The 21,239-nt window shown below is 67.8% G+C and carries 20 protein-coding genes, 1 tRNA gene and 2 pseudogenes; 12 read left to right on the forward strand and 11 right to left on the reverse strand.

Going from position 1 to position 21,239, the window contains the following annotated elements; translation table 11 throughout:
• Positions 1-167: 167 nt before the first annotated feature.
• Positions 168-971, forward strand: coding sequence for a mycofactocin-coupled SDR family oxidoreductase (locus G6N24_RS17550; protein ID WP_085157310.1), 804 nt, complete (start codon positions 168-170; stop codon positions 969-971).
• A gap of 11 nt (positions 972-982) precedes the next feature.
• On the opposite strand, the gene G6N24_RS17555 is transcribed toward G6N24_RS17550, so the two are convergent.
• A tRNA-Tyr gene (locus G6N24_RS17555) sits at positions 983-1,066 on the reverse strand.
• Between the two features lie 69 nt (positions 1,067-1,135).
• On the opposite strand from G6N24_RS17555, the gene G6N24_RS17560 reads away from it, so the two are divergent.
• The 3 genes from G6N24_RS17560 (at position 1,136) to G6N24_RS17570 (ending at position 4,220) form a co-directional block, all read left to right on the forward strand.
• A complete protein-coding gene (locus G6N24_RS17560; RefSeq protein ID WP_085157605.1) occupies positions 1,136-1,627 on the forward strand; it encodes a YajQ family cyclic di-GMP-binding protein in 492 nt (163 codons plus the stop codon).
• Positions 1,628-1,714: 87 nt separating this feature from the next.
• Positions 1,715-3,205, forward strand: coding sequence for a flavin-containing monooxygenase (locus tag G6N24_RS17565; RefSeq protein ID WP_085157307.1), 1,491 nt, complete (start codon positions 1,715-1,717; stop codon positions 3,203-3,205).
• Entirely contained in the window at positions 3,195-4,220 is a 1,026-nt protein-coding gene (locus G6N24_RS17570; protein WP_085157304.1) for an NAD(P)H-dependent glycerol-3-phosphate dehydrogenase, read from the forward strand. Before G6N24_RS17565 ends, G6N24_RS17570 begins: the two co-directional genes overlap by 11 nt.
• Positions 4,221-4,231: 11 nt before the next feature.
• On the opposite strand, the gene htpX is transcribed toward G6N24_RS17570, so the two are convergent.
• Positions 4,232-5,092, reverse strand: a complete 861-nt coding sequence (htpX, locus tag G6N24_RS17575; protein WP_085157301.1) for a zinc metalloprotease HtpX — start codon at positions 5,090-5,092, stop codon at positions 4,232-4,234.
• An 84-nt stretch (positions 5,093-5,176) separates the two neighbouring features.
• A complete protein-coding gene (grcC1, locus tag G6N24_RS17580) occupies positions 5,177-6,184 on the reverse strand; it encodes a nonaprenyl/(2E,6E)-farnesyl/geranylgeranyl diphosphat synthase (protein ID WP_085157298.1) in 1,008 nt (335 codons plus the stop codon).
• A gap of 21 nt (positions 6,185-6,205) precedes the next feature.
• On the opposite strand from grcC1, the gene menJ reads away from it, so the two are divergent.
• Complete coding sequence (menJ, locus tag G6N24_RS17585; RefSeq protein WP_179963441.1) at positions 6,206-7,438, forward strand: menaquinone reductase; 1,233 nt, start codon at positions 6,206-6,208, stop codon at positions 7,436-7,438.
• Positions 7,439-7,692: 254 nt separating this feature from the next.
• Here the strand turns inward: menJ and G6N24_RS17590 are convergent.
• Positions 7,693-9,002 (reverse strand): annotated as a pseudogene (locus tag G6N24_RS17590) (ISL3 family transposase).
• Positions 9,003-9,191: 189 nt separating this feature from the next.
• On the opposite strand from G6N24_RS17590, the gene G6N24_RS17595 reads away from it, so the two are divergent.
• Positions 9,192-9,881 (forward strand): class I SAM-dependent methyltransferase, encoded by a 690-nt coding sequence (locus G6N24_RS17595; RefSeq protein ID WP_085161734.1) that lies wholly within the window; start codon positions 9,192-9,194, stop codon positions 9,879-9,881.
• 27 nt (positions 9,882-9,908) lie between these two features.
• Positions 9,909-10,247, forward strand: a complete 339-nt coding sequence (locus G6N24_RS17600) for a DUF732 domain-containing protein (RefSeq protein ID WP_085161733.1) — start codon at positions 9,909-9,911, stop codon at positions 10,245-10,247.
• On the opposite strand, the gene G6N24_RS17605 is transcribed toward G6N24_RS17600, so the two are convergent.
• The 7 genes and pseudogenes from G6N24_RS17605 to G6N24_RS17635 form a co-directional block, all read right to left on the reverse strand.
• Positions 10,244-10,933, reverse strand: coding sequence for a demethylmenaquinone methyltransferase (locus G6N24_RS17605; RefSeq protein ID WP_085161732.1), 690 nt, complete (start codon positions 10,931-10,933; stop codon positions 10,244-10,246). The two genes, G6N24_RS17600 and G6N24_RS17605, sit on opposite strands and share 4 nt — an antisense overlap.
• Positions 10,934-11,005: 72 nt before the next feature.
• Positions 11,006-12,133, reverse strand: a complete 1,128-nt coding sequence (locus G6N24_RS17610; protein ID WP_085161731.1) for a glycosyltransferase family 4 protein — start codon at positions 12,131-12,133, stop codon at positions 11,006-11,008.
• A gap of 83 nt (positions 12,134-12,216) precedes the next feature.
• Positions 12,217-12,693, reverse strand: a complete 477-nt coding sequence (locus G6N24_RS17615) for a DUF3592 domain-containing protein (RefSeq protein WP_085161739.1) — start codon at positions 12,691-12,693, stop codon at positions 12,217-12,219.
• 38 nt (positions 12,694-12,731) lie between these two features.
• A complete protein-coding gene (gene menD / locus G6N24_RS17620; RefSeq protein ID WP_085161730.1) occupies positions 12,732-14,366 on the reverse strand; it encodes a 2-succinyl-5-enolpyruvyl-6-hydroxy-3-cyclohexene-1-carboxylic-acid synthase in 1,635 nt (544 codons plus the stop codon).
• Between the two features lie 25 nt (positions 14,367-14,391).
• Positions 14,392-15,180, reverse strand: a complete 789-nt coding sequence (locus G6N24_RS17625; protein ID WP_085161729.1) for an alpha/beta fold hydrolase — start codon at positions 15,178-15,180, stop codon at positions 14,392-14,394.
• A complete protein-coding gene (locus G6N24_RS17630; protein ID WP_232070818.1) occupies positions 15,177-16,094 on the reverse strand; it encodes an o-succinylbenzoate synthase in 918 nt (305 codons plus the stop codon). Before G6N24_RS17630 ends, G6N24_RS17625 begins: the two co-directional genes overlap by 4 nt.
• Before the next feature lie 43 nt (positions 16,095-16,137).
• Positions 16,138-16,341 (reverse strand): annotated as a pseudogene (locus G6N24_RS17635) (amidohydrolase family protein); the annotation flags it as partial.
• A gap of 296 nt (positions 16,342-16,637) precedes the next feature.
• On the opposite strand from G6N24_RS17635, the gene fadD8 reads away from it, so the two are divergent.
• From fadD8 to G6N24_RS17660, 5 genes are all read left to right on the forward strand, one after another.
• Positions 16,638-18,239, forward strand: a complete 1,602-nt coding sequence (fadD8, locus tag G6N24_RS17640) for a fatty-acid--CoA ligase FadD8 (RefSeq protein WP_085161727.1) — start codon at positions 16,638-16,640, stop codon at positions 18,237-18,239.
• An 88-nt stretch (positions 18,240-18,327) separates the two neighbouring features.
• A complete protein-coding gene (locus G6N24_RS17645) occupies positions 18,328-18,783 on the forward strand; it encodes a nitroreductase family deazaflavin-dependent oxidoreductase (protein ID WP_085161726.1) in 456 nt (151 codons plus the stop codon).
• Between the two features lie 88 nt (positions 18,784-18,871).
• Positions 18,872-19,774 carry a 1,4-dihydroxy-2-naphthoyl-CoA synthase gene (locus tag G6N24_RS17650; RefSeq protein ID WP_085161725.1) on the forward strand — a complete coding sequence of 301 codons (903 nt, stop codon included), beginning with the start codon at positions 18,872-18,874 and terminating at the stop codon, positions 19,772-19,774.
• A gap of 104 nt (positions 19,775-19,878) precedes the next feature.
• Complete coding sequence (locus tag G6N24_RS17655) at positions 19,879-20,793, forward strand: SDR family oxidoreductase (protein WP_085161724.1); 915 nt, start codon at positions 19,879-19,881, stop codon at positions 20,791-20,793.
• 13 nt (positions 20,794-20,806) lie between these two features.
• Positions 20,807-21,217, forward strand: coding sequence for a VOC family protein (locus G6N24_RS17660; RefSeq protein ID WP_085161723.1), 411 nt, complete (start codon positions 20,807-20,809; stop codon positions 21,215-21,217).
• Positions 21,218-21,239 lie beyond the last annotated feature (22 nt).

Raw genomic sequence — 21,239 nt, forward strand, 5'->3', positions numbered from 1 at the left:
TAGGGGCTAGCGCCACCCGGCAGGGGGACAAAGGTCCCACCCGCACCCGCGGGCAGCCGCCGGGCTCGCGCCGGGGGTGACTCCAGGTTCCCTAAACCCCTAAACGCTCCCCGCCGCAGTGGTTTCGTGACGCCCACCGGAATCCATGGCTGCTAACGTGGCCGCCCATGGGTTCCTTGGATGGGCGGGTCGCCTTCATCACCGGAGGCGCTCGAGGGCAGGGGCGCGCGCATGCGTTGGCATTGGCCGCCGAAGGGGCGGATGTCGTCGTCGGCGATGCGCCCGCTCCGATGACGGGCCTGACCTACCCGCTCGGCACCGAGGGCGACCTGCGCGACACGGCCAAGCTCGTCGAAAAGCACGGCTCGCGCTGCCTGCCGATCACCCTCGACGTACGCGACTCGGCCCAGGTGGGCGCCGCGGTCGCACAGACCCTAACGGAGATGGGCAGCCTCGACATCGTGGTGGCCAATGCCGGCATCGTCAGCACCGGGCCGCTGGAGGAGGTCAGCGATCAGGTTTGGCGGCAGCTGGTGGACACCAACCTGACCGGTGTGTTTCATACCCTGCGGGCGGCCATACCAGTGATGCGGCGGCAACGCTTCGGCAGGATCGTGGTGACATCCTCGATGGGCGGTCGGATGGGCATCCCGGAGCTGGCGGCCTACAACGCGACGAAGTGGGGGATCATCGGGCTGGCCAAGTCCGTCGCCCTTGAGGTCGCCAAAGAGGGCATCACGGTCAACGTCATCTGCCCGACCACCACGCAGACCCCGATGGTGCAGCCCGCGGGCAGTGACGACGTTCCCGACGACTTGGTGCGCCGCATGATGAAGGCCAACCCGATCCCTCGACCGTGGCTGCAGCCCGAGGACGTCAGCCGCGGGATGCTCTACTTGGTCACGGACCCCGGGGTCATCACCGGCAGCGTCCTGGAGATCGGCCTCGGCGGTAGCGCACGCATCCACTGACGCCGAGCATTTGGTGGCAGGTGCAGGATTCGAACCTGCGTAGCTTTCGCGACGGATTTACAGTCCGCTCCCATTGGCCGCTCGGGCAACCTGCCGCCTAGCAGGTTACAACGAACGGGTAGACAGAGCACAAACGGCTATCACCCGAAGGAGGGATGGATCGGATGGCGGATTCATCGTTCGACATCGTCAGCAAAATCGACCGACAGGAAGTCGACAACGCCCTCAACCAGGCCGCCAAGGAGCTGGCCACCCGTTTCGACTTCCGCGGCACCGACACCAAGATCGCCTGGAAGGGCGACGAGGCCGTCGAACTGACCTCGTCCACCGAGGAGCGTGTCAAGGCCGCCGTCGACGTCTTCAAGGAAAAGCTGATCCGCCGCGACATCTCGCTGAAGGCCTTCGAGGCGGGCGAGCCGCAGGCCTCCGGCAAGACCTACAAGGTAACCGGCACCCTCAAGCAGGGCATCAGCAGCGAAAACGCCAAGAAGATCACCAAGCTCATCCGCGACGAGGGACCTAAGAACGTCAAGACCCAGATCCAGGGCGACGAGGTCCGCGTCACCAGCAAAAAGCGCGACGACCTGCAGGCCGTCATCGCGATGCTGAAGAAGGCCGACCTGGATGTCGCGCTGCAGTTCGTGAACTACCGGTAGCTCTGGCGCCGTGGCGTCACGCTCGGCGAACAGGCACGCCGGCTTAGGCTGGGTGACGTCAGCCGTGAATCAAGCGAGGTATCCGCGATGACCGTGACTCCCCAAGATGCCGGCTACGTCGATGTCGTCATCGTCGGCGCCGGCATCTCCGGCCTCGGCGCGGCCTATCGGATCACCGAGCGCAACCCGCAGGTGACCTACACGATCCTGGAGCGCCGCGAACGGATCGGCGGCACCTGGGATCTGTTTCGCTATCCGGGCGTGCGGTCCGACAGCAGCATCTTCACGCTGTCCTTTCCCTACGAGCCGTGGACCCGGAAGGAAGGCGTCGCCGACGGCGAGCACATCCGCGAGTACCTGACCGCCACCGCCCACAAATACGGCATCGACCGCCACATCGAGTTCAACACCCATGTCCGCGCCGCGGACTGGGATTCGTCCACCGACACCTGGACGGTCGTCGCCGAACACGACGGCGTCGCAAGGCAGTACCGCAGCCGGTTCGTGTTCTTCGGCAGCGGCTACTACAACTACGACGAGGGCTACACCCCCGACATCCCCGGCATCGATCGGTTCCAGGGCACCGTCATACATCCGCAGCGCTGGCCGGAGGACCTGGACTACTCCGGCAAGAGGATCGTCGTGATCGGCAGCGGTGCCACTGCGATCACGCTGATCCCGTCGCTGGCGGAGCGGGCGGCAAAGGTCACCATGTTGCAGCGCTCGCCGACCTATCTCATGTCGGCCTCCAAATACAGCACCTTTGCCGCGGTCATTCGTAAAGTGTTGCCCCGCAGGGCTTCCCACTCGATCGTCCGGATGTACAACGCATTGATGGAAGCGGTGTTCTGGTTCTTGTCCCGCAAGATACCGGCGTTCGTGAAGTGGCTGCTGCGGCGCGTGGCGATCAAGAACCTGCCCGATGGATACGACATCGACACCCACTTCAAGCCGCACTATAACCCGTGGGACCAGCGGATGTGCCTCATCCCCGACGCCGACTTGTACACCGCCATTTCCGATGGCCGCGCCGAGGTGGTCACCGACCACATTGACCACATCGACGCCGCCGGCATCGCGCTGGAATCCGGCGGGCATCTCGACGCCGACATCATCGTCACCGCGACCGGTCTGCAGCTGCAGGCGCTGGGCGGCGCCATGGTAAGCCTCGACGGCGTCGACATCGATCCCACGGACCGCTTCGTCTACAAGGCGCACATGCTCGAGGACGTGCCCAACCTCTTCTGGTGCGTGGGCTATACGAACGCATCCTGGACGCTACGGGCCGACATCACGGCCCGGGCGACGGCAAAGTTGCTGGCGCACATGGCCTCTCACGGATACACGCACGCCTACCCACACCGCGGCAACGGACCGATGGCCGAAAAGCCGTCGTGGGACATTCAGGCCAACTATGTGCTGCGGTCGCTGCACGCGCTGCCCAAGTCAGGCACCAAGCGACCGTGGAACGTGCGGCAGAACTACTTCGCGGACGCCATCGACTACCGATTCGATCGCATCGAGGAGGCGATGGTGTTCGGCCGGGTTCAGCAATACGCTGATCTGCATGGCAGTTGAGATGCGCGAGCCCAAAGTCGTTGTCCTCGGCGGTGGTTCCTGGGGTACCACCGTTGCGTCCATCTGCGCACGCCGCGGACCGACCCTGCAATGGGTGCGCTCCAAGGCGACCGCCAACGACATCAACGACAATCACCGCAATACCCGCTACCTCGGAAACGATGTCGTCCTGAGCGAAACCCTGCGCGCCACCACCGACTTTGCCGAGGCCGCCAATTGCGCCGACGTCGTCGTCATGGGGGTGCCGTCGCATGGATTCCGGGGTGTGCTCACCGAGCTGGCCAGGGAACTGCGGCCCTGGGTGCCGGTGGTGTCACTGGTCAAGGGGCTCGAGCAGGGCACCAATATGCGGATGTCGCAGATCATCGAAGAGATACTGCCGGGTCATCCGGCAGGCATCCTGGCCGGGCCCAACATCGCCCGCGAGGTGGCCGAGGGCTACGCGGCCGCCGCGGTGCTGGCGATGCCCGACCAGCACCTGGCCACCCGGCTGTCGACGTTGTTCCGCACCCGGCGTTTCCGTGTCTACACCACCGACGATGTCATCGGCGTCGAGACGGCGGGCGCGCTCAAGAACGTCTTCGCCATCGCGGTCGGGATGGGTTATTCGCTGGGCATCGGCGAAAACACCCGCGCACTGGTGATCGCCCGCGCGCTCCGCGAGATGACGAAGCTGGGCGTGGCATTGGGCGGCAAAAGCGAGACCTTCCCCGGACTGGCGGGCCTTGGCGACCTGATCGTCACGTGCACCAGCCAGCGCAGCCGCAACCGCCACGTCGGTGAACAACTCGGCGCGGGCAAGCCCATCGACGAGATCATCGCATCGATGAACCAGGTCGCCGAGGGCGTCAAGGCCGCCAGCGTGGTCATGGAGTTCGCCAACGAATTCGGGCTGAACATGCCGATCGCCCGCGAGGTCGACGCCGTCATCAACCACGGCTCGACCGTCGAGCAGGCGTATCGCGGCCTGATCGCCGAGGTCCCGGGACACGAGGTCCACGGCTCGGGGTTCTGACTCGGCAGATATCAGCCCCGCGCCATCGCCTCCAGCCGGCGGATGCGGTCCTCGATCGGCGGGTGCGTCGAGAACAGCGAGCCGATCCGCTCACCCGCACGGAACGGGTTCGCGATCATCAGGTGCGCCTGGCTGGCCAGCTGCGGCTCCGGCGGCAGCGGGGCCAGCTGCACGCCGCCGGAGATCTTGCGCAGCGCCGACGCCAATGCCAGCGGGTCGCCGGTGAGCACCGCGCCCGATTCGTCGGCCTGGTACTCCCGCGACCGGGACACCGCCAGCCGCACCACCGTCGCGGCGATCGGGCCCAGCAACGAAACCAGCAGCAGCGCAAAAGGATTGCCGCCATCGCGGTTGCCGCCGAACATGCCGGCCCACATGGCCATGTTGGCCAGCGCGGTGATCACCGACGCCAGCGCGCCGGCGACACAGGAGATCAGGATGTCGCGGTTGTAGACGTGCGACAGCTCGTGCCCGAGCACGGCTCGCAGCTCGCGCTCGTTGAGGATCTGCAGGATGCCGGTGGTGCAGCACACCGCCGCGTTGCGCGGGTTGCGGCCGGTGGCGAATGCGTTGGGTGCGGTTGTGTCGCTGATGTACAGCCGGGGCATCGGCTGGTGCGCGCCGGTGGCCAGCTCGCGCACGATCCGGTACATCGCCGGCGCCTGAACCTCGGAGACCGGCTGCGCATGCATCGCCCGCAAGGCCAGCTTGTCGCTATTGAAGTAGACATAGACGTTCATCCCGACGGCGAACAGGACAGCCACCCACATGGCCGTCGTGCCGAACAACCGGCCGGCGAACACGATCATTGCCGACATAACGACCAACAGCAGGAAGGTCTTCAACCTGTTGGCATGCGGATGCCAGGTCATGAGCGTGTGTCCTCCTACGAACACAGTGTCTTGCTTGTTACAGCCAAGTCAACGCCCGAGATGACCCGGTAGGTTCCAACGGTTCTAGCCGTGCCTGCTGACCGTGTATTCGACCAGTGCCTCCAGCGCGCGCCGGCCGGCGCCGTCGGGCAGCTGAGCCAGCTCATGACGCGCCTGAGCCGCATACTGCGCCAGGACGTCTTTGGCCTTGGCCATACCCGGTGACGCCCGCAACAACAACAGTGCCTCGGTCACCTTGGCGTCGTCGTGCAGGGGTGCGGCCAGCAGCGTCCGCAGCCGGTCGCCGTCGGGCCCGGGTTCGGCCAGGGCGTAGAGCATGGGCAGGGTGTGCACCCCTTCGCGGACGTCGGTGCCCGGCAGCTTGCCCGACTCGTCGGGCTCGCTGTCGATGTCGATGATGTCGTCGGCGATCTGAAACGCGGTGCCCACGATGCCCCCAAGGCGGCTCAGCCGTTCGACCTGGTCATCGTCTGCGCCGGCGAACATGCCGCCTAACCGGCCCGCCGCGCCGATCAGGCAGCCCGTCTTCTCATGGACCACCTTCAGGTAACGCTCGATCGCGTCCGCACCCTCGGGGGCGCCGCGGGTCTCACGCATCTGGCCGGTCACCAGCTGGGCGAACGTATCGGCGATGATCCGCACCGCCTCAGGCCCCAGCCGTGCCACCAACCGCGACGCCACGGCCAACAGATAGTCGCCGGCCAGGATCGCGACGTTGTTTCCCCAGCGGGCATTGGCGCTGGGGGCACCGCGGCGGACCTCGGCCTCGTCCATCACGTCGTCGTGGTACAGCGTCGCCAGGTGGATCAGCTCGATGACGGCGCCGGCGATGGTCACCTCGAAGGCGTCGGGGCTTGGGCCGGTCCGCGCGGACAACACGGTGAACAGCGGACGGAACCGCTTACCGCCGGCCAGGAACAGGTGCAGCAACGAATCGGTCATCACCTCGTCGGCGCCCCGCAGCTCGGCATCCATGAGCTGCTCAACCCGGGCGACATCCGCACGCACAGTCGCGGCGAACACGGCATCGCCGAAGTCCACGCCTGCCACCACCGTCGCCGGAGTCCTCACCCGACCAACATACTGGTGAACGTGGAGACCACAGCCGCCGGAGCAGCCGACGTGGTAGTCGTGGGCGCCGGACCTGCGGGTTCGGCGGCTGCCGCCTGGGCGGCCCGCGCGGGCCACGACGTCCTGGTCATCGACTCGGCGAGCTTCCCCCGGGACAAGGCCTGTGGCGACGGGTTGACACCACGAGCGGTCGCCGAGCTGGAACGGCTGGGGCTGGGCGGCTGGCTGAGTGGCCGCATCCGGCATCGCGGACTGCGAATGAGCGGATTCGGCGGCGCGCTGCAGGTGGACTGGCCCGGCCCGGCATTCCCGGCCTACGGCAGCGCGGTGGCGCGCCTCGAGTTGGACGACCGGATCCGCAAGGTCGCCGAGGATTCCGGTGCCCGCATGCTGCTCGGGACCAAAGCCGTTGCCGTTCACCATGACTCATGCAGACGGGTGGTATCGCTGACGTTGGCCGACGGCACCGAGGTGGGCTGCCGCCAGTTGATCGTCGCCGACGGGGCCCGCTCTTCGCTGGGCCGCAAGCTGGGCCGGCGATGGCACCAGGAGACGGTGTACGGCGTCGCGGCCCGCGGCTATCTGACCACCGAACGCAGCGACGACCCGTGGCTGACGTCACACCTGGAACTGCGCTCCCCCGACGGCGCCCTGCTGCCCGGTTACGGCTGGATTTTCCCGCTGGGCAACGGCGAGGTGAACATCGGAGTGGGGGCGCTGTCCACGTCGAAACGGCCGGCGGACCTGGCGCTGCGACCGCTGATCTCGTATTACACCGACCTGCGCCGCGACGAGTGGGGCTTTTCCGGCCCACCGCGGGCGGTGTCGTCGGCGTTGCTGCCGATGGGGGGCGCGGTGTCGGGAGTGGCCGGGCCCAACTGGATGCTCATCGGCGACGCCGCGGCCTGCGTCAACCCGCTCAACGGCGAAGGCATCGACTACGGCCTGGAAACGGGGCGGCTGGCCGTCGAGCTGCTGGACTCGCGTGACCTGGCGCGGCTGTGGCCGTCGCTGCTAGCCGACCATTACGGCCGTGGCTTCTCGATCGCGCGCAGGCTGGCGTTGTTGCTGACCTTCCAGAGGTTCCTGCCGGCAACCGGACCCCTCGCGATGCGTTCCGCCGCACTGATGCGCATCGCCGTGCGGGTGATGGCCAACCTGGTCACCGACGACGACGCCGACTGGGTGGCGCGGCTGTGGCGCGGCGGCGGGTGGGCGTCCCGGATGATCGATCGCCGACCGCCGTTCAGGTGAGGCCGGCGAGCAGACACAAAAGCCCCCATTTCGCACCGAAATTGGGTGCTCCTGACCTATCCGTGGGTTGATGGGTTGGAAGTTTCTTCTTGCTTCCTTCCGCGATAGTTGCTCGTTGGCGCTGCCTGCGTGGGAGGTGTCCATGTGGAGCCCCCCGAGCGCAGCGAGGCGGAACGACATGGACACCGACGCGCGGGTGGCGCAGAATCGGCGACGCTGCGGAAGGGGCCCGCCAGGGGTGCCCTGGTGGGGTGTTAGCCGCGGCCGGGCAGTGTGGGGCGGTGGCCGCCGAGGGCGAGCATGGCCAGCGCGATCAGTGCGGCGGGGTTGTGAAACCCGAACGCGACGCGGGTCAGGACCCGGATTTTGGTGTTGGTGGATTCGATCAGTCCCTGGGACAGGCCGTGGTCGAGGGCGGCGTCGATGGCCTGGCGGTGGCGCACGATGCGGCCGGCCAGCTCGACGAATACCGGGATGCGGCAGCGCCGCGCCCAGGAGATCCACCGGTCCAGGGCCTGTTTGCCTTCCTCGCCCTTGACCGAAAACACGTGCCGTAGGCCCTCTTTGAGCAGATAGGCACGGTATAGCCGGGGATCGGTCTTGGCGATCCAGGCCAGTTTGGCGGTTTGACGTTCGCTGAGGTCTTCGGGGTTTTTCCACAGCGCATAGCGGGCACCCTTGAGCCGCCGTGCCCGCTCATGACCCGGCCGCGGCGCGGTGTTCTTGGCGGGCCGGCCACGGCCCCATTTGGCCTCGGTACGCGCCAGCGTCCGCGCGTCATTCAGGCCCGGCGCCGCTCGGCGTCCAGGGCCTCGGTGGCCCAGGCCACCACGTGAAACGGATCGGCGCAACGGATCGCGGCCGGGCAACGCTCGGCGACGACGTCGGCGATCCAGTCCGCCGCATCGGCGGACACATGGGTGATCTGCGCGGCCCGGTCGGCACCCAGCGCGTCGAAGAAGCGCCGCAGGGTGGCGGTGTCGCGTCCGGGCGCGGCCCAGATCAGGTGGCCGCTGTCGTGGTCGACCACCACCGTCAAATACTTGTGGTGGCGTTTGTAGGCAATCTCGTCAATGCCGATACGACGCAGATTGGCGAACCGATCGACGGTCTTTTCGGTGTCGGCCCACACCCGGGCCACGACTGCCCCCACGGTGCGCCAGGCGATTCGCATCAGTTCGCACACCGCGGTTTTCGAGCAGGCCACCGCCAGCCAGGCCACCGTGTCATCAAAGGCAAACGTGTGTCCAGCATGGTGACGCGCCCACGGCACCATCACCACGGTCGGCCCATGGGCGGGGCAATTCACCCGCGGCGCCTCGGCCTCCAAAAACACCCGGATCGTGCCCAAGTCCAAGCCCCGCCACCGCCGCGGTCCCTCACCCCGGTCATACCAGGGCGCCTTGCGTTGACAGCGGCCACAGCGGCCCGACATACCGCTGCGCGAGCGCACCCGCGCCACCACCAACTCCGCGCCATCGCCGTCTTCAGCGAACTCGATGTCCTCGATTACCGTGCGGCGGTCGACACCAAGCAGCGCACGCCATAGCCTCACATTGCGCACGTCGTTGCTGGCTCCTTTGGTTTCGGACCCTTCACAAGCCAGAAACCTTAAGCCACAACGGCGTGCGCCCCTACTTCGCTGCTATCCACCCACGGAACTGTCAGAAGAGCCCGAAATTGGGGGCTTTTGTGTCTGCTCGCGGTATCAAGCGGGTTGACATGTATCAGGATGGTTGATATATATGGCTGCATGACCGAGTCATTGGATTTCGAGTTCGAATCTGCCTACCGCGGTGAAGCCGCCCAGTTTGGCGAGGGCGTCCGGCCGCCGTGGAGTATCGGTGAACCCCAGCCCGAACTGGCCGCCCTGATCGAGCAGGGCAAATTCCATGGCGACGTCCTCGACGTCGGCTGCGGGGAGGCCGCCATCTCGCTCACCCTTGCCGAGCGCGGGCACACCACGGTGGGACTGGACCTGTCGCCCACCGCGATCGAGCTGGCCCGGCGCGAGGCCGAGAGGCGAGGCCTGACCAACGTCAGCTTCGAGGTGGCCGACATCAGCGATTTCACCAGCTATCCAGCGGGATCGGTGGGCCGGTTCGGCACCATCGTCGACAGCACGCTGTTCCACTCGATTCCGGTCGAGGCACGCGAGGGCTACCAGCAATCGATCGTGCGGGCCGCGGCGCCGGGTGCGTCCTACTTTGCCCTCGTCTTCGATCGGGCCGCCGTGCTCGACGGCCCGATCAACGCGGTTACCAGCGACGAGCTGCGTGAGGTGGTGTCCAGGTACTGGGTCGTCGACGAGATCAAACCGGCCCGCCTGTACGCGAACCTGCCGGCCGACTTGGGCGGCATCCCCTTCTTCACCGGCGTCCGCGACGAGGCCAACGGGCTCAAGTCGGTCGGCGGCTGGCTGCTATCGGCGCACCTGGGCTGATAGACGATCGGGTGTAAAGTTCGCCTCATGAAAGGCATGCGGCCGGCCACAATCGTCGGCATGGTAGCCGCGGCGATCGGCTTTGCCGCGCCGGCGCAGGCCGACGACTACGACTACACATTCAAGAACACCGTCAACGGCTTCGGCGTTTACGGTCCGCAGGACCAGCTCGCGTGGCTGGCCAAGATCAGCTGTAACAGGATTGGCACCGGCGTGGACGGTGACGCGTACAAGTCGGCCAACTTCATCCAGCACAACCTGCCTCGGGGCACGACGCAGGGCCAAGCGTTCCAGTTCTTGGGGGCCGCGATCGACCACTACTGCCCCGACGCGGCGGGCTTCCTGCAGCGGGCTGGCACCCACTAGGCCTGTTTGTAGGCGGCATGCAAGGCCACGATGCCGCCTGTCAGGTTGCGCCATCGCACCCCTGCCCAACCGGCCCCCGAAATCTGGTGCGCCAGCGTCGCCTGGTCGGGCCACGCCCTGATCGACTCCGCGAGATACACATACGCCTCGGGGTTGCTGGACACCGCTCGCGCTATCCGCGGCAACGCCCGCATCAGGTACTCCTTGTAGGCGGTGGCGAACAACGCGTTGGCCGGTGTGGAGAATTCACACACCACCAGGCGACCGCCGGGCCGGGTGACGCGGGCCATCTCGCGTAGCGCGGTCTGCTGGTCGGCAACGTTGCGCAGCCCGAAACTGACGGTGACCGCGTCGAATACGCCATCGCCAAACGGCAGCCGAGTGGCGTCAGCCGCGACCTTGGGAACCTTTCGCGCGGCGCCAGCCGCGAGCATTCCGACCGAGAAATCGGCCGCCACACACCATGCTCCGGACTTCGCCAGCTCGACCGTCGACACCGCGGTGCCCGCCGCCAGATCCAGGACCGTCTGGCCGGGCCCGATCCGCAGCGCCGACCGGGTGGCGCGCCGCCAGTACCGGTCCCGGCCGAGCGAGAGCACCGTGTTGGTCAGGTCATATCGGCGCGCGACGCCGTCGAACATCGACGCCACATCCCGGGGGTCCTTGTCGAGGGCCGCGCGACTCACGACGTCGACCCTAGCTCGGCCCGGCGACGCGGCCCGCCTACGGGGGCGAGCGGGCAACCGGGCTGGGCCCGGTCAGGCAGCCCGAGCCTGCCGCCCGCCGCGCACGGCCTCATAGTGAGCGAGCAACTGGTCACAGACCACCGGCCAGCCGCGGCCCAGCACACTGCGCCGCGCCGCCAGCGAATAGCGGTGTCGTTCGTGGACCAGATGGGCGACCGCGCCGGGCAGCCGTGCCTCGAACTCGTCGACGGGCAGCAGCAGCCCGGTGCGGCCCGGGTCGACCAGATCGCGCGGGCCGCCGGCGTCGGGGGCGATCACCGGCAGCCCCGACGCCAGCGCTTCCTGTACGACCTGACAGAACGTCTCGTGCTCACCGGTATGCACGAAGACGTCCATGCTGGCGTACACCGCGGCGAGCTCGTCGCCGTACAGCGCGCCCGTGAAAACGGCTGTGGGCATTGATGATTGGAGCTTTCCACGGTCGACCCCGTCGCCGACGACGACGAGCCGCACCGCACCGCTGCCAGCCAGACCCACAAGGCGGTCGACGTGCTTCTCGGGCGCCAACCGGCCGACAAAGCCGACGATCGGCTTGCCGTCCGGCGACCATCGTCGCCGGAGCGCCTCGTCGCGCGCCGATGGCGCGAACCGGAGCAGATCCACCCCGCGTCCCCACCGGTACACCCGTGGGATGCGCTGGGCAGCAAGCGATTCCATCGTCGCCGTGGAGGGCGCCAGGGTGCGGTCGGCAAGGCCGTGCAAGTGGCGGAACCACGCCCAGGCCGCCCGAGACGTCATCGGAATGCCGTAGCTTTCCGCGAAGCCCGGTACGTCGGTTTGATACACCGCCACCGTCGGCACGTCGAGATTGCGAGCAGCCCGCAACCCGCCGTAGCCGAGCAACGCCGGCGAGGCCAGGTGCACCACGTCGGGATCGAATCCGCGCAATACCCTGACCAATCGGGGCATGGGTACTCCCAGCGGCAGCGTGGTTATCTTCGGGAAGAATCGCGACGGCACCCGATGCACCCGAATACCGTCGTGCAGCCGCTCGGCACGGGGTTCGCCCGGCGGAGTATCGGGTGCGATGACGAGGGCTTCGTGGCCCGTTCGACGCAGATGCTCGAGCACCCGGACCACCGAGTTGCTGACGCCGTTGACATAGGGGAGAAACGACTCGGCGATGATGGCTACGCGCACGCCACCAAGGTGTCAGCGCAGGCTATCGGAAAGGTTGCCGGGGAGCATACTGGACACGAAATTTGCTGCTCAGGTGAGCTTTGTCACCCTGGCTTGGCGCGCCGGACCAGCCGCTTGTCGAGGATCGCCAGGCCCACCAGCGCGACCGACGCGGCCAGCCAGCCCACCACCGCGATGGACCCCGCCGGGATGATCGCCAACCCGGCGTTGCGGTGCTGTACCCGGACCAGGTTGGGATCCCTCTTGTTGTATTCGACGTAAATCCGCATACCGGTGGACAATTCGGACGGATACAGCACACCGAGCTCGGGCCGGTAGGTGACGCGTTCGGGCGTGACGAACTCGATGGTTGAGCGCCGCGGACCGGCGCTGAGCACCTCCGCCTGCGCGACGCCCATATTGCGTTCGATCGCCAGGTCGTTGCGCCAGGCACCGGCCACCAGCAGCACCGACTGCAGCGTGACCAGACCCGTCAGGATCAGAATGGTGATCCGCGCCCACCGCAACACGACCCGGGTCCGGGTGTCCGGCAGCTCGTCGCTGCTGCCGTGGATCAGCATGCGCAGCAACGCCTTCAGTGACTGCCCCAGCGGCGATATCACAGGGCGGCCTTGATGGATGCGTGCAACTGCCGCAACGAGGACCGATCCGCCTTGACCTCCAGCACACGCATGCCGCTACCGGGTTCGTCGAGGGCCGTTTGCAGCTGTTCGACCTCGATCTGCCGGCTCTCGACGTGGTACGCGCGGCACAACGCACCCACGTCGACGTCGTGCGGGGTTCCGAAGATGCGCGCCGACACGTCGGAGAACCGCGGGTCACCCTGCTCGAGGAGTTCGAAAATGCCGCCACCGTTGTCGTTGGACACCACGATCGTGAGCTGCCGCGGTGTCGGTTCGGTGGGGCCGATCAGCAGCCCGGAGCTGTCGTGCACGAACGTCAGATCGCCGATCAGCGCGATGGTGCGCCCCTCGTGGGCCAGCGCGGCCCCGATCGCGGTGGACACGGTGCCGTCGATACCGGCGACCCCACGGTTGGACCGGACCCGGATGCCGCGGGTGTTGCAACCGACCAGGGCGACGTCGCGCACCGGGTTCGATGCCCCGAGCACCAGTTGGTCGCCGGGCCGCAACGCGTCCGCGACTGCCGCGGCAACGTGCAGGCCGGTGGTCAGCGGGTGCGCCTTGAGTTGACCGTGCACCGCTTGGTTCGCGTGCCGGTTCATCTCCGCACAGCGACGCAGCCACGCCGGGCTCGGTGTCCCGGTGGCGACCGCCCGCGTCCCGGTGGCCTGCGAGTTGCCCGAGACGTCCGGCCAGCGCGGCCCGGTCGTCAGCGCGTACACCGGCACCTTGGGGTCTGCCAGCAGCGCCGATACCGGCCGGTGCAGTGTCGGGCGGCCGAGCATGATCACCTGCTGGGGCCGCAGCAGCGGCAGCGCCAGCGGGTGCAGCGGGTTGGCGGGTGCCGGCGCGGTCGGCTCGGCGACGGTCGGCAATGCCGCGAGGTTGGGATGAACACCCGCGCCGTGCCCGGCAATGACGACGGTGTCCGGCGACAGGTCGATGTCCACTGGCTGGTCGAAGGTAACCGGCGGCGTGTAGGTCCAGGGCAAACCGGCGGGCCGGCCCTGCGGGGTGACGGCACGTAATAATCCGGGGGGGTCGGGATCGGGCACCAGCGGCTCCCGCAGTGGGATGTCGAAGTGCACCGGACCCGCGTTGGCCGTGCGAGAACCGTTGGCCGCCACCAACACTCGGCAGGTGGCCGATCGCCAGGTCGCGTTGAACTCGGGCATCCGTTCGGGCGCGTCCTCGGCCAGGCCCAGGCTGATTGTGGCCCGAACTTGGGTGCCGAAATAGCCCAACTGCTCCATGGTTTGATTGGCGCCGGTGCCGAGCAACTCGTAGGGCCGGTTGGCCGAAAGCACGACCAGCGGCACCCGAGCGTAGTTGGCCTCCACCACCGCCGGGCCGAGGTTGGCTACCGCGGTGCCCGACGTCATCGCGACACACACCGGCGCCCCGGCCGCGATCGCCAGGCCGATGGCCAGATAGCCGGCGGTGCGTTCGTCGATGCGAACGTGCAACCGGATCCGGCCGGACCGGTCGGCGTCGGCCAACGCGAATGCCAGCGGCGCGTTGCGCGAACCGGGGCACAGCACCACGTCGCGGACGCCGCCCCGGATCAGCTCGTCAACGACGACGCGGGCCTGGGTCGTCGAGGGGTTCACCAGTACAGGGTGTCACAACTAGCCATCACGCCGACTGGCCGGCAAAGAACTTCAGCACCGCCGAGTTGACGGCCTCGGGCCGCTCGAAGAACCCGAGATGCCCGGCGTCGGGTATCTGCAAATAACGTCCGTTCGGCAGGGCGTCGGCGACTTCGCGTCCCAGGTACGGCGGCGTCACCACGTCGTCGGCGAAGCCGATCACCAACACCGGCGCCGCGATGTTGCGGTATGCGGGCAACCGGTTGGTCCGCGGCGCGACGTCCAGCTGGCAGCGCAAGCCCGGGGTGGGCTTGATCGGCCACATGTTGAACATCGCGATCCAGTCGGCGACCGCGGTGTCGTCGTTGAGGGTCTTGCGGGAAAAGTTTTCCAGCAAGCGAGCTTTCGCATCGTATGAGGTCGGCAGTTCGATCCCGGACTCGTAGAGATCGACTTCGGCCTGGTGGAAGAATTGGCGGGCGCGGTCGAGGCGGCCGCGGGTGGCCATCAGCACGGCCGAGCTGACCAGCTCGGGCCGGACCACCATGAGTTCCTGCGCGATGAAGGCGCCCATCGACACCCCGACGATGCGCGCAGGGGCGGCGTCCAGGGATTCGATCAGTGCGGCGGTGTCGGCGACCATGGTTTGCGTCGTGAAACCCTCGGCGTTTTCGGTGGCGCCGATCCCGCGATTGTCGAAGGTGATGCAGCGATATCCAGCCGCGAGGAACGCCGGGACCTGATGTGGGTGCCAGGTCCGTCCGGCGCCGCCGCGACCGGCGATGAAGACGACGGGCTCACCAGCCCCCTTGTCGTCATAAGCCAGGTTGATCACCCGAACGACGGTACAAGCAGCGGGTAGCAGGCCTTGACCCGGTCGATCCACCACTGCCGCCGCTGCGGCGGCGCGCCCAGCGCCTGCAGCCGCGCCGGGTCGGGTGTCACCGGTGCGACGGGCAGGGATCCGTCGACGGGGAGGGCAACGTCTGCCACGTCGTCCAAGAACAACCCGCCGGTGCCCAGCCCGCAGGCGTGACGGAGTTCCGGCAGCGCCGCGGCGGCGGTCAGGCCGGCCGCGATCCCGACGGCCGAATCCAGCGCACTCGATACCACGACCGGGACGTCGATCTGCGCGGCGACGTCGAGCAGAGCCGAAATCCCGCCCAGCGGGGCGACTTTCAGCACTGCGATATCCGCGGCCCCCGCACGGACCACGGCCAACGGATCGGAGGCCTTGCGGATGCTTTCGTCGGCGGCGATCGGCACATCGACTCGCCGGCGCAGCTCGGCGAGCTCGGCGACGGTGGCGCAGGGTTGTTCGAGGTACTCCAGCGGGCCGTCGGCCGTCAACGCGGCCGCCGCCCGCGTCGCCGCCTCCACGCTCCAACCGCCGTTGGCGTCCACCCGCACGGTTTCGACGAACTCGCGCACCGCGTTTACCCGGGCGACGTCGTCGGCCAGCGTCTGCCCCGGCTCGGCGACCTTCACCTTGGCGGTGCGCGCACCCGGAAAGCGGGCCAGCACCTCGGCGACCTGGGCGACGGCAACCGCCGGCACGGTGGCGTTGATCGGGACGCGGTCACGGTGCACCGGCGGCGGCTCGCCGTAGGCGGCCTCGATGCCGGACGCGAGCCAGTGCGCGGCCTCGTGCGGTCCGTATTCCACGAACGCGCCGAACTCCCCCCAACCCGCCGGCCCCTCGATCAGGGCGACTTCGCGGGTGGTGATGCCGCGGAAGCGCACCCGCATTGGCAGCGCCACGACGTGCAGGCGGTCCAGCAGGTCCGCACACTTAGGTGTCACCGGGCGTCACTGCCCCGTAGACCTGGCGGCCCGCCAGAAACGTCGCCCGCACGCCCAGATCGGCGATCCGCTCGGGCGCCACCGTCCGCGGATCGGCCGACAGCACCACCGCGTCGGCGTACTTGCCGACCTCGAGCGAGCCGACGACGTCGTCGGCGAACAGCCGCCAGGCGGCGCCGACGGTCTGCGCGCGGTGGCCTGCTCGACAACGCGGCCATGTCGGACCGGTCGCCGACGGCGACGATCCGGCCGCCGGCGACGGCGATGGCCTCGGCCGTGGGCCGCGCGTCGTCGACGGTGAGCACGCTTCCGGTGGCAACGAGATCAGCGGCGGCCATGGGCTGAAATCCTACTGATCAGCGCGGTGCGCAAGGGCGCGGCCGCCCCGAATTGCAACACGTTCTAGTCTTGCCCCATGAGTCGCGACGGCGACGAAGAAGGGAGAGCGATGAGGTGGGGGCATCACCCGCTTGCGGGGGAGAGCGCGCCATGACGCACGAGTTGTTGCGCAATCCGATCCATAACGGTCACCTGCTGGTGGGCGCGCTCAAGCGCCACAAGAACAAGCCGGTGCTGTTCCTCGGCGACATAACCCTGACGGGCGGTCAGCTGGCCGACCGGATCAGCCAGTACATCCAGGCGTTCGAGGCGCTGGGTGCGGGCACCGGCGTCGCGGTCGGTCTGCTGTCGCTCAACCGTCCCGAGGTGCTGATGATCATCGGCGCGGGGCAGGCCCGCGGCTACCGGCGCACCGCGCTGCATCCCCTCGGCTCGCTGGACGACCACGCCTATGTGCTGGCCGACGCCGGTATCAGCTCGCTGATCATCGACCCCAATCCGATGTTCGTTGAGCGCGCGCTGGGGCTGCTGGCGAAGGTGGACTCGCTCAAGCAGATCCTCACCATCGGTCCGGTGCCGGAAGCTTTGAAAGATGTGGCGGTGGACCTCTCGGCCGAGGCCGCGAAGTACGCGCCGCAGCCGCTGGTGGCCGCCGATCTGCCGCCGGAGCAGATCGTCGGCCTGACCTACACCGGCGGCACCACCGGCAAGCCCAAGGGCGTGATAGGCACCGCGCAGTCGATCGCCACCATGACGGCGATCCAGCTTGCCGAATGGGAGTGGCCGGAAAATCCGCGGTTCTTGATGTGCACACCGCTGTCGCACGCCGGCGCGGCGTTTTTCACACCCACCCTGATCAAGGGCGGCGAGATGATCGTCATGGCCAAGTTCGACCCGGCCGAGGTGCTGAGAATCATTGAAGAGCAACGTATTACGGCCACCATGCTGGTGCCGTCGATGCTGTACGCGCTGATGGACCACCCGGATTCGCACACCCGGGACCTGTCGTCGCTGCAGACCGTCTACTACGGCGCCTCGGCGATCAACCCGGTGCGGCTGGCCGAGGCGATCCGGCGGTTCGGCCCGATCTTCGCGCAGTACTACGGGCAATCCGAGGCGCCGATGGCGATCACCTATCTGGCCAAGGGCGATCACGACGAGAAGCGGCTGACCTCGTGTGGGCGCCCGACGCTGTTCGCCCGCGTCGCACTGCTGGGCGAGGACGGCAAGCCGGTGCCGCAGGGTGAGCCGGGCGAAATCTGTGTCAGCGGACCGTTATTGGCCGGGGGTTACTGGAACCTGCCGGACGCGACGGCCGAGACGTTTAGAGACGGCTGGCTGCACACCGGCGACATGGCGCGCGAGGACAAGGACGGCTTCTACTACATCGTCGACCGGGTCAAGGACATGATCGTCACCGGCGGCTTCAACGTGTTTCCCCGCGAGGTCGAGGACGTCGTCGCCGAGCATGCAGCGGTCGCGCAGGTGTGTGTGGTCGGGGCGCCGGACGAGAAGTGGGGGGAGGCGGTGACCGCTGTGGTGGTGCTGCGTGCCGACGCGGCCCGTGATGACGCCGCGATCGAGGCCATGACCGCCGAGATCCAGGCCGCGGTCAAGGAACGCAAGGGCTCGGTGCAGTCGCCCAAGCGGGTGGTGGTCGTCGACTCGCTGCCGCTGACCGGTCTGGGCAAGCCGGACAAGAAGGCCGTGCGTGCACAGTTCTGGGAGGGCGCCGGGCGCGCCGTGGGCTAACTTTCCTTGCGCGAGCAGACGCAGAAGCCCCCATTTCGTGCCGAAATGGGGGGCTTCTGCGTCTGCTCGGCACACTACTGTGGCAGGCATGGGCGAAGGTGAACGGATCAGGCCGCCGTGGTGGCTCAAACCGGCGAACAAGGTATTCATCCAGATGTCGCGCCTGGGCATGAGCTTCGGCGGTGAAAGCCCAGTCGTGTTGACCGTGCCGGGCCGCAAGTCCGGAACCCCCCGCTCGACGCCGGTGACGCCGATGACGGTGGACGGCAAGCGTTACCTCGTCGGCGGCTTCCCGGGTGCGGACTGGGTGCAAAACGTCCGGGCCGCGGGCCAAGTCACGCTGAGGCGTGGCCGCAAGAGCGAGCGCGTCCGGATGGTGGAACTGTCCGCCGAAGAGGCCAAGCCGCTGCTGCGGGTCTGGCCCAGCCAGGTACCCACCGGCGTCGGTTTCATGAGACGATCCGGGCTCGTCAAAGACGGCCGGCCCGAGGAGTTCGAGGCGCTGGCCGGACGGTGTGTGGTCTTTCGTTTCGAGCCGATCTAGTCCCCGAAATGAAAGTGCGGCGCTGCAAACCGTCCTGGATGATCGGCTGCGGTGACCTCACCGTCGACCAGGACGGAGTTCAAGAACCTTGAGCGACAACCCATTTAATGCACAAGCGTGGCGGCTCGTCGACGGATTCGACGATCTGACCGACATCACCTACCACCGCCATGTCACCGACCCCACGGTGCGGGTCGCGTTCGACCGCCCCGAGGTGCGCAACGCGTTTCGGCCGCACACCGTCGACGAGTTGTACCGCGCGCTCGATCACGCCCGGATGTCGCCCGACGTGGGCGTGGTGCTGCTGACCGGTAACGGGCCGTCGCCGAAGGACGGTGGCTGGGCGTTTTGCTCCGGCGGAGATCAGCGTATTCGCGGGCGCTCCGGCTACCAATACGCCTCCGGCGAGACCGCGGACACCATTGACGCCGCCCGCGCCGGCCGGCTGCACATCCTCGAGGTGCAGCGGCTGATCCGGTTCATGCCCAAGGTCGTCATCTGCTTGGTGAACGGGTGGGCCGCCGGCGGAGGGCATAGCCTGCACGTGGTGTGCGACCTCACCCTGGCCAGCCGCGAACACGCCCGTTTCAAGCAGACCGACGCCGACGTCGGCAGCTTCGACGGGGGTTACGGCAGCGCATATTTGGCGCGTCAGGTGGGCCAGAAGTTCGCCCGCGAAATCTTCTTCTTGGGTCGGCCGTATACCGCCGAGCAGATGCATCGGATGGGCGCGGTCAATGCGGTGGTCGAGCACGCGGAGCTGGAGGAGGTGGGCCTGGAGTGGGCGGCGGCCATCAACGCTAAATCGCCTCAGGCGCAACGGATGCTGAAGTTTGCGTTCAACCTGCTCGACGACGGTCTGGTGGGTCAGCAGCTGTTCGCCGGTGAGGCCACCCGGCTGGCGTACATGACCGACGAGGCCGTCGAGGGCCGTGACGCCTTCCTGCAGAAGCGACCCCCGGACTGGAGCCGGTTCCCGCGGTACTTCTGAGCGGCCGTATCACCGAGGCTGCAGTTGGCGCGCAGAAACGCGAGTGCAGGCCGCGCCAGTTACAGGCTCGGCGAACCAGGTGTGCGCGCGCCTAGACTCCCTGCGTGAGCAAGAGTCCACTGCGCCGGTTGACCGAGCAGATCGCGCTGGCCAGCATGCGACCGCCGATTTCGCCGCAAATCCTGGTCAACCGCCCCGCGATCAAGCCGGTCAACCTCGACGGGAAGCGCGTCCTGCTCACCGGCGCGTCGTCGGGCATCGGCGAGGCGGGCGCCGAGCGATTCGCCCGCCATGGCGCGACCGTGATCGCCGTCGCCCGCCGCCGGGATCTGCTGGACGCGGTGGCCGAGCGGATCACCACCGCCGGCGGCAAGGCCGTGTCGATGCCATGTGACCTCTCAGACATGGACGCCGTCGACGCGCTGGTCGCCGATGTCGAAAAGCGCGTCGGCGGGGTCGACATCCTGGTCAACAACGCCGGCCGATCCATCCGCCGACCGCTGGCCGAGTCGCTGGAACGCTGGCATGACGTCGAGCGGACCATGGTGCTCAACTACTACGCGCCGTTGCGGCTGATCCGCGGGCTCGGGCCCGGGATGCTCGCGCGCGGCGACGGCCACATCATCAACGTTGCGACCTGGGGCGTGCTGTCCGAGGCGTCACCGCTGTTCTCGGTATACAACGCGTCCAAGGCGGCACTGTCAGCGGTGAGCCGCAACATCGAAACCGAATGGGGCCGAAGGGGCGTGCATTCCACGACGCTGTACTACCCGCTGGTGGCGACCCCGATGATCGAACCGACGAAGGCCTACGATGGGATGCCCGCGCTGACGTCAGAAGAAGCCGCCGAGTGGATGGTCACCGCTGCCCGCACCCGACCGGTACGGATCGCACCGCGGATGGCGTTGGCGGCGAAGGCGCTGAACACCGTCGGCCCGCGCTGGGTCGACGCACTCGTGCAGCGGCGCCGGCGTGGAGACCCTCCGAAGCCGGCGCCCGGGGACGTGGTCGAGACGTGATAGACACGAGGCCATGGAGATTCTGGCCAGCCGGATGCTGCTGCGGCCGGTGGACTATGAGCGCTCGTTGCGCTTCTACCGCGACGAGATCGGGTTGGCGATAGCCCGTGAATACGGAGCAGGCACAGTATTTTTCGCCGGCCAGTCGCTGCTCGAACTGGCCGGCTATGTCACCGCGGGCTCACCGGACCACTCCCGGGGTCCCTTTCCCGGTGCGTTGTGGCTGCAGGTGCGTGACATCGGGGCGACCCAGGCCGAGCTGCAAAGCCGCGGGGTCTCGATCGCCCGCGAGGCGCGTCGGGAGCCGTGGGGTCTGCACGAGATGCATGTGACCGACCCTGACGGGATCACCCTGATCTTCGTCGAGGTTCCCGCCGATCACCCGCTGCGGCGCGACATCCGAGGCGAACTTCGCCGAACCTAGGGTGAACGGTTAGGTAACATCT

The organism is Mycobacterium lacus, from assembly GCF_010731535.1.
GTDB lineage: Bacteria > Actinomycetota > Actinomycetes > Mycobacteriales > Mycobacteriaceae > Mycobacterium > Mycobacterium lacus.

Excerpts from the sequence above, each read along its gene's own strand:
- G6N24_RS17615 (WP_085161739.1), bottom strand. The coding sequence starts at position 12,693 with ATGCTGATCCACGGCAGCAGCGACGAGCTGCCGGACACCCGGACCCGG.
- G6N24_RS17630 (WP_232070818.1), bottom strand. The coding sequence starts at position 16,094 with ATGCGGGTGCGCTTCCGCGGCATCACCACCCGCGAAGTCGCCCTGATC.
- fadD8 (WP_085161727.1), top strand. The coding sequence starts at position 16,638 with ATGACGCACGAGTTGTTGCGCAATCCGATCCATAACGGTCACCTGCTG.
- G6N24_RS17570 (WP_085157304.1), top strand. The coding sequence starts at position 3,195 with ATGGCAGTTGAGATGCGCGAGCCCAAAGTCGTTGTCCTCGGCGGTGGT.
- G6N24_RS17550 (WP_085157310.1), top strand. The coding sequence starts at position 168 with ATGGGTTCCTTGGATGGGCGGGTCGCCTTCATCACCGGAGGCGCTCGA.
- G6N24_RS17560 (WP_085157605.1), top strand. The coding sequence starts at position 1,136 with ATGGCGGATTCATCGTTCGACATCGTCAGCAAAATCGACCGACAGGAA.
- G6N24_RS17600 (WP_085161733.1), top strand. The coding sequence starts at position 9,909 with ATGAAAGGCATGCGGCCGGCCACAATCGTCGGCATGGTAGCCGCGGCG.
- G6N24_RS17660 (WP_085161723.1), top strand. The coding sequence starts at position 20,807 with ATGGAGATTCTGGCCAGCCGGATGCTGCTGCGGCCGGTGGACTATGAG.
- G6N24_RS17645 (WP_085161726.1), top strand. The coding sequence starts at position 18,328 with ATGGGCGAAGGTGAACGGATCAGGCCGCCGTGGTGGCTCAAACCGGCG.
- htpX (WP_085157301.1), bottom strand. The coding sequence starts at position 5,092 with ATGACCTGGCATCCGCATGCCAACAGGTTGAAGACCTTCCTGCTGTTG.
- G6N24_RS17595 (WP_085161734.1), top strand. The coding sequence starts at position 9,192 with ATGACCGAGTCATTGGATTTCGAGTTCGAATCTGCCTACCGCGGTGAA.
- G6N24_RS17565 (WP_085157307.1), top strand. The coding sequence starts at position 1,715 with ATGACCGTGACTCCCCAAGATGCCGGCTACGTCGATGTCGTCATCGTC.